9 protein-coding genes, 1 tRNA gene and 2 rRNA genes are annotated in these 11,766 nt (G+C 60.2%); 3 read left to right on the top strand and 9 right to left on the bottom strand.

Translation table 11 applies throughout. The annotated features are described in order from the left end of the window. Nucleotides 1-93 precede the first annotated feature (93 nt). The gene (locus G502_RS0100075; protein ID WP_155957749.1) at nt 94-870 is read right to left on the bottom strand and encodes an SH3 domain-containing protein; all 777 of its coding nucleotides are present in this window, start codon (nt 868-870) and stop codon (nt 94-96) included. Nucleotides 871-1,062: 192 nt separating this feature from the next. Here G502_RS0100075 and G502_RS0100070 point away from each other — a divergent pair, with 192 nt between their 5' ends. The 3 genes from G502_RS0100070 to G502_RS0100060 all read left to right on the top strand — a co-directional run bounded on the left by G502_RS0100070 (nt 1,063) and on the right by G502_RS0100060 (nt 3,600). After that, complete coding sequence (locus G502_RS0100070) at nt 1,063-2,205, top strand: NnrS family protein (RefSeq protein ID WP_022726625.1); 1,143 nt, start codon at nt 1,063-1,065, stop codon at nt 2,203-2,205. Between the two features lie 110 nt (nt 2,206-2,315). Further along, nucleotides 2,316-3,296 carry a 2-hydroxyacid dehydrogenase gene (locus G502_RS17885; RefSeq protein ID WP_022726624.1) on the top strand — a complete coding sequence of 327 codons (981 nt, stop codon included), beginning with the start codon at nt 2,316-2,318 and terminating at the stop codon, nt 3,294-3,296. A gap of 121 nt (nt 3,297-3,417) precedes the next feature. Next, nucleotides 3,418-3,600 carry a DUF3008 family protein gene (locus G502_RS0100060; protein ID WP_022726623.1) on the top strand — a complete coding sequence of 61 codons (183 nt, stop codon included), beginning with the start codon at nt 3,418-3,420 and terminating at the stop codon, nt 3,598-3,600. Nucleotides 3,601-3,636: 36 nt separating this feature from the next. On the opposite strand, the gene G502_RS0100055 is transcribed toward G502_RS0100060, so the two are convergent. The 8 genes from G502_RS0100055 to G502_RS0100005 form a co-directional block, all read right to left on the bottom strand. Continuing rightward, on the bottom strand, nt 3,637-5,931 hold the full coding sequence (locus G502_RS0100055; protein WP_155957748.1) for an Ig-like domain-containing domain: 2,295 nt from the start codon (nt 5,929-5,931) through the stop codon (nt 3,637-3,639). Between the two features lie 8 nt (nt 5,932-5,939). Then, nucleotides 5,940-6,719 carry a hypothetical protein gene (locus tag G502_RS0100050; RefSeq protein ID WP_022726621.1) on the bottom strand — a complete coding sequence of 260 codons (780 nt, stop codon included), beginning with the start codon at nt 6,717-6,719 and terminating at the stop codon, nt 5,940-5,942. 233 nt (nt 6,720-6,952) lie between these two features. After that, nucleotides 6,953-7,381: a hypothetical protein gene (locus G502_RS0100040; RefSeq protein ID WP_022726619.1), complete on the bottom strand. Its 429-nt coding sequence runs from the start codon at nt 7,379-7,381 to the stop codon at nt 6,953-6,955. Nucleotides 7,382-7,901: 520 nt separating this feature from the next. Then, the gene (locus tag G502_RS0100030) at nt 7,902-9,083 is read right to left on the bottom strand and encodes a helix-turn-helix transcriptional regulator (protein WP_022726617.1); all 1,182 of its coding nucleotides are present in this window, start codon (nt 9,081-9,083) and stop codon (nt 7,902-7,904) included. Between the two features lie 586 nt (nt 9,084-9,669). Next, nucleotides 9,670-10,713, bottom strand: coding sequence for a hypothetical protein (locus tag G502_RS0100020; protein WP_155957747.1), 1,044 nt, complete (start codon nt 10,711-10,713; stop codon nt 9,670-9,672). 546 nt (nt 10,714-11,259) lie between these two features. After that, a tRNA-Met gene (locus tag G502_RS0100015) sits at nt 11,260-11,336 on the bottom strand. A gap of 79 nt (nt 11,337-11,415) precedes the next feature. Then, a 5S ribosomal RNA gene (gene rrf, locus G502_RS0100010) occupies nt 11,416-11,531 on the bottom strand. Between the two features lie 140 nt (nt 11,532-11,671). Next, a 23S ribosomal RNA gene (locus G502_RS0100005) occupies nt 11,672-11,766 on the bottom strand; the annotation flags it as partial.

Genomic DNA, 11,766 nt, shown 5'->3' with positions numbered 1-11,766 from the left:
CCATTGGTGGTAGGCCATTTGGTTGGAGGTAAAGTGGGGCGCCTGCTCTCGAAGCGTGGGCGAACAGTGCCCGCACGGAATGTCTACCGAGCCTTACTCGAAGACCCAGTTCTCATGCTCGATGCGGATGATGCGCGGTTCACCCGCCTCGTAGCGCAGGCGCACGACGGCCCTGCGCGGCTGGCCGAAGTTGTGGAAGTCCGCATTGACAGTGATGAGGCCGCGGAACATCGGGCGTTCCTCGTCGAGCGCGATGTGGAGGTTCGTGATGTCGCTATCCTGGGCGTCGAACAGCGGATCGGCTTGCAGGCCCTCGTTGGCGATCCGCTCCGCAAGCGGTGCCGTGAAGAACGCGTCGGCGCGCGCGGGATGCAGCGGGCTGGTCATGCTGCCCAACATGGACTGCAGGTGATCGCGATAGAGCCTGCGGACCAGACTTTCGGCCTCCTGCGCCGGATCAGAGCCCTGTTCTACTGCCTCTTCGTCGATGACGGCAGAATCCTCGGCAAGGTAGCGCTGGGCCACCCAGCCGCGAGTGCTGTAATCTTCAGTCTCCATCAGACACCAGCGCGGCGGCAGAGCGGCGCGCTCGGCCTCGCTCATTTCAAAGTACAGCGCCCGCGGCACCAGGGGCACGCAGGTCACCTGCTGCAGGCCACGCGCATCATGGGCGAACTCGCCGATCACGTCATAGTCCGTACCCGGCCCCATGCGCACATTGAGCGTATCGCCAGGCGCGACATCCACGACACGCCAGGCGTCCGGCCCGCTGGCCTCCGCCAGTGCCTCTTTTCCGGTGACCAGAAGCAGGCCACAGGCCAGAGCCAAGACAGCCAGAAAGCACCTTTGATCCTTTAGCCTTGCCGTCATGCTCGATCCCCTCAGCCGCTGAATTGATGGATGTTGCGAGGCTAGCATGAGGGAATCCAAAGCGTCCCCCTGCGAATGAAGAGTATGCCGACCCTGAAATTGCCCCGTGACGGATATCGCTGACCTTGTTCGTCCATTGACCTTTCCCGATACTCGGCAAGCCGGTCATTTTCGAGGAACGTCCCTTCCACGATGCGCCCAATCAGAACCGATTTCCTGCTGCTCTTCCTGCTGGCCGGCCTGGCGGCGCTGGTCTTCGTGCCCTTGAAGGCTGCGGTCTATCTGCCCGGCGGCCTGCCGGACATGGTCGGAAGCATCCTCCCGACGGCGCTCTACTGGCACGGGCACGAGATGCTGCTGGGCTATTCCCAGGCCATTCTGGGCGGATACCTGATGACCCGCGCGGGTCCCGCACGGATCCGGCTGTTTACCGGCCTCTGGCTGCTCGCCCGTCTCTCTGTCTTTACCCCGGACATGGCGGGTCTGCTGCTCTCGGCCACGGCCAACATCGCGCTCATGGTCCTGCTGTTCATCGAGGCCGGGATGCCTTTCCTGCGCGCGGTCAAGCGCGTGCGCTCCGCTGTTCCGGGTGTTGTCCTGGCTCTCCTGCTCGTGGCGGAAGCCGCCTTCCAGGCCGGGCGCCTGTTGTCCCTGCCCCAGCTCAGCGAAACGGCTCTGGGTGCCGTCGCCTGGCTGATCATCCTTATGCTGTTTCTGATGGGCGGGCGTATCACGGCGGCGGCCACATCCGGCCTTTTGCAGCAGAAACGGCTTCCGCGCCCCGCGGCCCAGGGACGGCTGGAATCCCTGGGCCTGGGCGCATTGGCCCTGGCTGCCCTTCTTGACCTGGCCCCGGCACCCTCCTGGCTGGCAGCACTGCCGGCATTTGCAGCGGCAGGCATCATCCTGCTGCGCCTGGTATACTGGCGTGTGTGGCAGGCCCGGGATCGCCTGGATGTTTCTGCGCTGCATCTCGGCTATGGACTGCTGGCCGCGGGGCTGGTTGCCAAGGCGCTGGATGGCCTGGTCACCGGTGGCGGAAATTTGACTGGCCTGCACGTTGCCATGATCGGTGGCCTGGGCGTCCTGTCCGTCACCATCATGACCCGCACAACGCTGCAGAGGCTGCGCCGGCCAATCGCCCTGCCCGCCATAACCAAGCTGGCCCTTTTGCTGCTTGCCGCAGCTGCCGTCACACGGGGGCTTGCCCTCTACACCCTGCCGACGGCGCTGATCTCCCTGTCCGCCCTCTTCTGGTGCGTGGCCTACGCCTTGTTCGTCTGGGCTGTGCTGAGTATTTGGCAACAGCATCGACGAGGGCATAAACCAGCCTGACCAGGTCAGGAACATAGAGTATTGCACAGCTAGATTGCACTCTGCCGCCCCGGTCATTCATGCTACCAACGCTTTCCAAACGAACCGAGAGACAACGCGAGCAAGTCTGTATGGAACCTGTCAGAATCGTGGTGGCCAGCAGCGGTTTCCGCTCCGCCCTGGACTATTTTCGAACGGTCCTTCCCAAGGTGGGCGTCGAGGCCGAGGTGGAGGCCGTGGATCCGGCCCTGCTACAGCAGGGGACAACCCGGGCCGATGTCATCATTCCGGCCATGGCGCATTTTGACGGCGCGCTCATGGATTGCATTTCCGGCCTGCGCCTGATCCATCAATGGGGCGCCGGGCTGGAGGGTGTGGACATTCCGGCGGCAAGTCAGCGCGGCATCGCCGTGGCCAATGTGCCCACCGCTGGCTCCGGCAATGCGGAGTCGGTGGCGGAGTGGTGCGTCATGGCCGCCATTGCCATCAGTCGCTGCCTGCCCCTCTTGCAGGAGGGCATTCGCGAATGCACCACCTGGGGCGGCCCCTCCGGCCATGCCCTTATGGGCAAGACGGCCGGCCTCGTGGGTCTGGGCGGCATCGGCCAGGCGCTGGCCGCCCGGCTGCAGCCCTTCGGTTTGCGGCGCATCGCCGTCAAGCGCCAGCCCGATCCGGCGCTGGCCGACCGCCTGGGGCTGGACTGGCTGGGAGGGCTGGAGGACCTGCCCTACTTGCTGGAACAGAGCGACTTCCTCTTCCTCTGCCTGCCGCTCAGCGAAGAGACACGCCACCTGATCAACGCCGAAGCTCTGGCGCGCCTGCCTGACGGCGCCTGTATCATCAACGCGGGCCGGGGCGGCCTGCTCGACCACGATGCCCTCTTGCGGGAACTGGACACCGGCCGCCTGGGCGGCGCCGGTCTGGATGTCTACGAACAGGAACCCCTGTCCCCGGACTCGCCGCTCCTGGGTCGCAGCGACATCCTCGCCACCCCTCACGTGGCCGGCGTCACCGACCTCTCCTACGAGGGAATCTCTCGCAACGTGGCCGAGAACATCCGCCGCCTGTTGGCGGGGGAGGCACTCAGGAACTGCGTGAATCAGAATGTCTGAAGTGAGAAAACTGGAACCCAGCTTGCTCCATCTTTGTTACAGAGCTCTCACGTGATCTGCCTGCCACCACTACATACCTCCTCTCCTGAGATGATCCATCAGGACAGAGAGGAGACACCCGATGCCAGCCAAATCGAAAGCTCAGCAACAGGCCGCCGGCGCGGCCCTTGCAGCTAAGCGTGGCGAGATCAGCAAGGACGAACTCGTTGGCGCTTCACGAGACATGTTCGAGAGCATGAGCGAAGAAGAGCTCGAGGAATTTGCCTCGACCAGCCGCAAGGGCAAGCCGGAGCACAAGGAATGAGTTTTGAAATCACAAGAGCCAAAAGGGACGTTTTCCCTATCGCGACAGGGCATCCATCATGATCTCATAATCCGTGTCGCTGACGAACAGCTGCTCCATACCCCGGGGACGCGGCCACATCAGGGGCAGGAGATAGGACAGATGCTCGCCATTGCCTTCCTTGAAGGACTTGTTCCAACCCGACAGTCCGTCTTCCGAGATGCGGAAACCTTCGATCGTGGCGTCACGCGATGAAGGCGGCCCGACGATCACATCGCTGTTGCCCGCCCGGTGGGTAAGCCCGAGATGATGTCCCAACTCGTGCACCAACGATGCAGCCATATGTGTAATTGGCACAAGCGAATGCTGAATAAGAGCCGAACCAAGTCCACTCTCCGGATCGCCATCCCTATAGGAACCAAGGTTATAGCCGGCATAGTCCACGAGCTCGGAATCATAGATGAGGGTCACGATATCCTGTGGGGCGATTCCTGAGGACGGACTGTTCCGTACTTCCTTGGAGGCACTCTTGAACATGTCCTTACCTTCGCCCTGCGGGGAGATGTCCAGATCGATCGGGCGGATGGAGATTTCGCGTAACGGCATCAGCTGAGTGGCAAAAATCTCCGCTTCCCTGGCGATCTGGGGCATCATTGCCCGCACTTCCTCCGGCACCCCCTCCGACCACGCGCCCGCCTTCAGAAAGGCATAGTGCATGACCAGCGGGTCGGGATCGACACTCCAGTTCTCCAGTTGTCGTTCTGCGAGAACCTCCGGAGCCGCGATCGATGCAGGCCAAGGGTCATGGGGCGTCAGCCGGACTTCTAGATCGGTCGTTGCCCCCTGCCGCTCAGGTCTCCAACCAAAGACATTGATCGTGTGGCGCGCCTGGCGCCGGATTTCGTCCTTCACGAGGTCCCGCTCAAGCGTATCCGAGCGCACGACACGCACGACACTGCCATCGACGGCGCCGCCCTGTTGCGGCTGGACCTCCCACTGGCCCTCGGAAAGCACATTGATATCCAGTTCCGCCGGATAGCTTTCGGGCTGCCAGCCGGCATCTATGTGGTCATGCGGCTGCCAGTCGACATAGATCCGCTGCACGGTGGGCTTGCCCATCACCAGGGGGGCATCGCGAATGGTCTGAAAGGCATGGACCCGCACGGGGTCGTCGACCGGCTCGCCATGATTCTCGAGGTCGACCAGGGTCGAGAACCGCCACCAATGCGTTTCCTCCTGCAAGGTCGTGCCGCTGGTGCTTTCCACCCCCTCTTCACCGCCCTGGATGCGCGCTTCGTAGATGACCCCGGACTCAAGATCGGCATCCGGTATGAAGCGGTACAGTCTTTCGCTGGCCTGGTTTATCTGGCCGTCCACCTCGAGCAGGTCGCCCTTGGCATCACGCGTTGCCAGAAGGAAATTCTCCTTCAGGCTGAAGGGATCCACCGGTTCGTTGAACTCCATTTCGATCCGCGGCGAACCCAGGTGGACATTCTCACGTCGATGCGAAGGACTGTTTTCCACGCGCTTGAGCGGCTCCGGCGCTTCGCATGCCTGCGGATCGTTTTCCCAGGAGTCACGGTCACAGACCCAGCCCCGCACCTCGCCGACACGGCCCGTCAGGTCCGTCGAACGATATCCCTTGTCCCGATGGCTTCGGGATTCCTCGACACGCGCGGCAAACTCGATTCTGTAGCTATCAAGCCCCTGCTGTTGAACATGCAGCTTTCTCAGGATGGGCAGTTCCGTCTCGTAGTACTCATCGGGATAGTCGATGCAACCGGTGCGCCCCGGCTCGAACATGTGGCACAGCCAGGTCACTTCGAACAAACCCTTAACCGCATCGAGCTCGGTGCCAAAGGCCAGTCCGTCGCTGTCGGACGGGAAGGCAGCACTCAGCGTGAAGACATGCGCGCCCTCCGTTTCAAGACGGGCGTTGTACATGCGAAAGCCTCTTGCGCCGCTGTACTTCTCCCGATCGATCTGCGGGGAGGCACCGCGGCCTTCGGTGAAATTGGTGACCTGCAGGGTCCCGGTGCCCGTCATGCTGTCGGTCCAATTCCCCGTGACCTCCATGCCCCAGACCACGTCAACGAAGGCGTAGGGCGTCTGGCCCAGCATCGATTCGAGAACGGCCTCGGGCAGTGTCCCGGTCAGGTCCATTTCCATCGTCTCGAACATCTGGTTGACCGGCCCACCCGAGGGATCGGGCACCGGAATCGGCTTGTAGTCCTCGACGGCCTCGAATTCCTCTTCGGGGATCTCAAGTGTCTGCTGTGCCTGCGCCATACCGCCGAACGCCAGCATCAGTATGGCCAGAACAACGGCTACAAAGGGGCGCACCCTCGTCACGCCCCGCGTCACCCGCCAGATCCTGAACCGGGATTGTCAGCCGTCTCCTCGCCAAGTTCGGTCTCGAAACGGCCCGCGACCAGGATACAGACGTCAGGATCGATGTCGCCCTGCATCAGGGCCGTAATCGGACACAAGCTGGCCTCGAAGGCACCTTCGGCTGCCCCGCCGCCGTCCTCGATCTCCAGACGGTCGAACTCGACGACAGCATCGGTTCCGACATCGTGCGAGGACGCATAGAACCCCGTCTGCTCTCCAAAATTCTTGTGATAGGAAATCTCGGCGCTGTTGGGCCCGGCCACGATCTGGTCAACATCCTCGGCAGAGAACGGGTCCAGCTCGATGGTCAGGCCGCCCTGTCGCAGGATGCTCTCCGCTTCCGGGTCAACGCCCATGATCCGCAGGGCGATCTTCTCTTCATCATCGCCGCCGAACATCTTCGCCATGGGATTGCTGTCGGCGTCGTCATCCAGCATCTCTTCCATCATCTCCATGCGCTTTTTCATCTGCGCACGCTGCTGCTCGCTCATCCCCTGAAGAGCATTTTCCATGACGTTCGCTGTCGAATAGGGCCGCCAGGCCGCCGATGACATGTCCTTGCCCTCGACCTCTCCGGAGATTGTCACCCAGCTGCGTTCGGCGCTCCCGACCGTGCCGTCTAACGAGCCAAGCACCGTCATTGTCCGGGAATCCTGGGCTACAGCGTCAGACCCGACGGGAATGGTGGCAAGGATACCTGAGAACAGGATCGTCGCCCCGAGGATCGATGCGGTGCGAATGGCATTCATGAAGGCTTTTCCTTTTGAAGTGCGCCTGATCATCCGGATCAGGGGCATGGGAGTTGCGTGGCCGCCGCAGAGTTGGCGTCAGGGAAGCATCCAGCCGTCATGCTGGATCCGCATGATCCGTATCGGCACGACTCATGAGATCTTCACCTCCGCATAATGATGATTGGGCTATTTTCTCGCCGGCTACACGCCGGCCTCATGTCTGTCGATCCGCCGGTGGAATAAACGCTATTTCACTCCTCCGGACAGAACAGGCGCACCTGCAGCCGTGAAGCCTCGGCATCGGGAAAGCGCTCGGGGTCCATGACATGGCTATCGTGCATCAGCATGACCTCGCCCTCGACGCCCTTCGCCAGATCGACCTCGACACCCCCCGTTTCACTGCCGTCCAGAGTACGGTTGGTTAAGCGCCCCTGTTGATCGTCGAATTGCAGTAGCGAGCGAAAGCCCGGCTCGCCTTCCATAGGGGTCACGATCAGCGTCCCGCCGTCGAAGTCGACATTGAGCCGCCCAAGGGCCGACAGGCATTTGACCGATTCCACCTGCAATGCGTCGCCCTCGAACGTCAGCTGCGGCTCTCGGTTTTCGCTTTCGGCCTGATCACAACCGGCCACCGCCAATCCGATCGAGACCATGAGCAACACCCGCTTGGGGACATGCATATCTATTACTTTCTTGTGGAGACGGTGCCGGCCAATTCGCGGGCTTGATGGTCAAGCTACAGGCACGTGGCGAGAAAAGCCCCCTTCGTTTGCAGGGGGAGGACATAGAAGCCCAGATCGCTGGAGCCAGCACCGCGCCAAGCTTCCCGAAGCAGTCCAGTCGGGTTACTTCCCTACCGCATATGAAGCGCCCCAAGTATGCTGATCAGCGTCAGCCGTATCAATTTGCGATCAAAGGGGAGCAGCTAACGCGCCTTACTGCCAGCGCTCGCCAAGGAATCGGCAAAAGAAGGAAGCATCATGCTGCGATAGAGAGTGCATGCGCTTCCTAGCTGCTACCGGCCATTACCTGATATTGCCTTCATGAGATTGACGCAAGATCGGGCGATAAGTGCCGCTTTGCCTTGCAGAACAGGTCTTAGTGCAGGGTTGGCGGGCTTCACGATACGTTGCCTTAAGATCACGCGATACGCGGCTTCACTGGGGCAAAACGGATGCAAAGAAGTACTCTCCAGGACGTCTACGCCGGATCGTCGGCCGTGATGACTGCCGGTTGGCGGCAATCGCAGTGCAACATGGACAGTAGGCGCACCAGCTCAGCCTGTCGGTTGACGCCGAGCTTGTGAAAGATGCGGGTCAGATGCATGCGGCCGGTGGAAACTGAGATACCGAGCCTTCCTGCGGCGGCGGCGCGACCACCTCCCTTGACGATTTCCAAAGCGAATGTGGCTTCGGCCGGCGTCAGCCCGAATCGCTCCTCCAAGTCCCGCTTTTGTGCATCGCGCTCCTGTTCGGGGTCTGTTATCACCAATAGCGCCGTGGGCTGAAAAAGCCCCAGGAAGCTGAAATGGCGGTACGTTGTCTGCGCCCCCAAGGGAACAACATCAACCGTCATGGGCGCGCTAGTATAGTCGCGGTAAAGCGCCATAGAGCCGCCCCGACTGTCTTTGGCAAGACCAGGATTGTCGCAGGACACCAAGAGCCGACGGAGCATAGCGGCAGAATTGGGATCACTTGGCGTGAGCAAGCCGGCTGCCACTTTGATACCGTTCCCGCTCGACAACAGTGTCTCCGCCGAGCTGTTAGCAAACAGCACGCGTCCGGAGGCATCGGCTAGAATGACCGCCTTCGTCCCGTTGGGATCCACCAAGGTCAGCTCTTCTTCAAGCGCTAAGAAAGTCAGCTTGTCTTGAATGGAGACGGCCCGAACCAAGTGGGGAGCAACAATCTGGAAAAGTGCGAGTTCCACGCTGTCGAACTCGTCATTACTCAACGGCTTGTGTATACCGTAGAAGCCCCAACTTCCATACCAGGTAGGAAATCGGACAATCGCGCAGGCCCAGCCGAGCTTCTGTCCCTGCCACCATGATCTGAAGAAATCGCTGCAGCCAATGGCATTGGGCTCGATCATCCGGCGTATATCGCCCGTGGCTGAGGCTGGCATGTCAAGGAGTGCGGTCCGCAATGCCTGCCAGCTGAGTTTGTCTTCCGCCCAGTAGTTGTAAAAATCGGCTGTAAAAGCTGGATCGCGACGCGGCGCTATCACGGAGCAGGCATCACGACCTGGCGTCTCAGCGTAGAGGCACTCCTGAACGCAACCTACCGCTTCGCTGATTTTGACGAGCATTGCCGACAATGCCACCGGGTCGAGCGCGGCATCATAAACCTGGTCCACCAACTTAAGCGCGGTATCACAATGCATCAGCTTTTCGTCCCCGATGCTGGCTGGCCCAACCAGATTCGGGTGAGTGCGTGAATTTCGATCACAGAAATCAAACTGCACAAGCAAGTCACTTTAGCAAAAGAGGCTGTGATTGGCTACCAAGGTAGAGGTGGTCTGAACCCGCCAAACCCCATGAGGGACAGCTCTCATTGTCCGACAGCACATACTGGCAAGACGCATCGTGGGTTTCATCATAGCCTTATGCGGCTGTAAGGGCCTTGATGATCAGCCGCAGGCGATTTCTGGAGCTATCGTTTTCCGAGCGGAGCACCATCTATCATTCGGTATAACGGCAAGTTCATTCTGGCATGGTCACAAATCGAGCACCTGTGTAGTCCTGTGCTGCAGATATGGACGGCGCCGATCTGATGGAGCACGTCCTTGACCATTCCGGTGCCCCAACCACCGATATTGCCGAACTGGGATTCCCGGTGCTGCAGTAATTCTGAAGAAGAGGTTGCTTCCCAAGGAAAGACGCACTCCGATGAAATGGGAAAGGTATTGGCAAGCGAATTTCAGGAGAGGCCAGAGCGGCTTGCGCATCCAAACCCCATAACGGTGTGGGTCAGCCCGAAACCTCGTAAAGAAGTTCAAGTTTGAAGCCTGCGGCCGTGCCAGCACAGACCTTGTTCTTTTTGTACGTATTGTAATCCCGGCCAAGCAACGCCAATCCGTGGTTCGGTGACCGGCCATCCAGCCAATCCTGAACAATGCCGGTGATCTCCACCTTTTTAAAAGGCGACCGATCGGTAACCGGCACACCTGCCGTCACAGGCATGTGACCTTCCTTCGAAACCGTATGCTTGCCGGCAGGCCATTCCTCGCTCGCTGGTCCCACGAGGCTTGTTACGTCGCCCGTTGCCCTGCGTTCCACGATTTCCCCGTCTTCGTTCTGTTGCATGCAAAATTCGGTATTATCCGCATGGCCCGCGGTGTTTACGTCAACTTCACTGAAGTGAAGGATGGCCTGCTCAAGCGGCCGGTCCGGCAGATCCGAGAGATCGAACTTCACCAATCCCAAGAAAGTATCGCTGAAGCCAGATTCGCAACGTCTGCGCGGACTGTTATCCCAGAAATGATCGTACCCCACCGGAATACCGAAATCCCGGTTCCAGTATACCGAGGCAAGCCCATATCTACGAACCGGACAAAATCTATTGGGCGCGTCAGAACCATGGCCTACACGGACTCTTTCCGCCCCCGTTTTCATGGGGGTGATCACTTGCTGAAGGTTGGACTGAAACGGCGCTTCAACAATAAGATCGGTTTCATTGGGGCGAGCGGAGTCACCACCAAAATCCAAACCGTAAGCCCGCAATCGCGTCGTAATCTCCTCCAGGTCTTCTGCACCTGAAGGTGAAGCTTGCAGATTACCGGTCAACACCAAAGCGGTGCGCGGATCTTCAGGCGTGCCCTGCACTTCCAGAACGCGCGTGGTGCCATCCACCTCGTTGGAGACCGATCCAGTGCCCTCGATGGATGAAATATCGACAACCTCGTTCTCCACTTCCAGTCGGGCTGAAGACACACCGCCTGTATCGGTGACGGTAAGCGTGAAATCGTAAGGCCAACCGATGACCATACGCCCCGGCGTCGTGTCGGTCTCCATGCGGGGATCCCCGATCCAAAGGAAGTCGGGTGGGTTGGACATGTGCCCGCCGCCAGGTCCGGTTAGCTGTAACTCCACCCTGGGCGGCGTAGAATCAATGGTAGGGATTGTCGTCTCGCAGGCCCCCAAGGCAAGCATGGTCGTCAGACCGGCGACGCCGACCGCCACTCGTGATCCCGCTCGAACAGCTACGCCCAAGGAGACGCCGCGTATGGCACCGTCGCAGCTGTGGCGAAAAGCGTGTGTCCTGGCTACGGATCTCGGCATTGACGCCCCCATTGTCTGTTCGCCAGTCCCGGCTTTGCGCCGGCATGGGAATTCCAAGCCTATTATCTGATTTGCCCTGGGTCCGCGACGGACGAATGTCCGTTATCGACCTTCATTAGCTATCCGCTGTTGCAGACATGCCATACCGCCTTCGCCCTAGCTGCAAACAGGTTTCATTGCGCCTGCGCGGGTTATTTGCGTGATCCCCCACAGTGTTGCGGTCCAAACGCAAGAAAGCCCCGCGGGCTATGCCTGCGGGGCTTTTGGTTTTTGTATTGCTGGTTGCGGGGGCAGGATTTGAACCTGCGACCTTCAGGTTATGAGCCTGACGAGCTACCGGGCTGCTCCACCCCGCGTTTGTGGGTGTGTTTTGGTATGTGTGCAGGTGTTGGAATTGCGGTGAGGGTTCTTTGATTGCCTTTGCGGTTTTGGAAGACCTGGCGGCGACCTACTCTCCCACGTCTTGAGACGCAGTACCATCGGCGCTGGGGGCTTTCACGGCCGAGTTCGGGATGGGATCGGGTGTTTGGACCCCCGCCCTAACCACCAGGTCGTCGAAAACCGCAAGCTGTTGTGCACGTTTCGTGTTGGATCTTTTCGTCACTCGCATTTGGAGCTTTTGTTGGGCCCTTGCGCGCCTGGCAGCTTTTGCCTTGCTGCTGTGCGCGGTGGGGCCGGTCGGTAGTCTTGGTTGATCAAGCCAATCGAGCGATTAGTAAAGCTCAGCTTCACGCGTTGCCGCGCTTCCACATGCTTCCTATCGACGTCGTGGTCTACGACGGCTCT

This window comes from Fodinicurvata sediminis DSM 21159 (assembly GCF_000420625.1).
Lineage (GTDB): Bacteria > Pseudomonadota > Alphaproteobacteria > Kiloniellales > DSM-21159 > Fodinicurvata > Fodinicurvata sediminis.
Note: the sequence above shows the minus strand (reverse complement) of the source record. Positions and strands in the feature narration are given on the sequence as shown.

Bases quoted from the DNA above. Each gene is read 5' to 3' on its own strand.
- G502_RS0100040 (WP_022726619.1), bottom strand. From the start codon at position 7,381: ATGCATGTCCCCAAGCGGGTGTTGCTCATGGTCTCGATCGGATTGGCG.
- G502_RS17885 (WP_022726624.1), top strand. From the start codon at position 2,316: ATGGAACCTGTCAGAATCGTGGTGGCCAGCAGCGGTTTCCGCTCCGCC.
- G502_RS0100020 (WP_155957747.1), bottom strand. From the start codon at position 10,713: ATGGAGACCGACACGACGCCGGGGCGTATGGTCATCGGTTGGCCTTAC.
- G502_RS0100050 (WP_022726621.1), bottom strand. From the start codon at position 6,719: ATGAATGCCATTCGCACCGCATCGATCCTCGGGGCGACGATCCTGTTC.
- G502_RS0100030 (WP_022726617.1), bottom strand. From the start codon at position 9,083: ATGCATTGTGATACCGCGCTTAAGTTGGTGGACCAGGTTTATGATGCC.
- G502_RS0100060 (WP_022726623.1), top strand. From the start codon at position 3,418: ATGCCAGCCAAATCGAAAGCTCAGCAACAGGCCGCCGGCGCGGCCCTT.
- G502_RS0100070 (WP_022726625.1), top strand. From the start codon at position 1,063: ATGCGCCCAATCAGAACCGATTTCCTGCTGCTCTTCCTGCTGGCCGGC.
- G502_RS0100075 (WP_155957749.1), bottom strand. From the start codon at position 870: ATGACGGCAAGGCTAAAGGATCAAAGGTGCTTTCTGGCTGTCTTGGCT.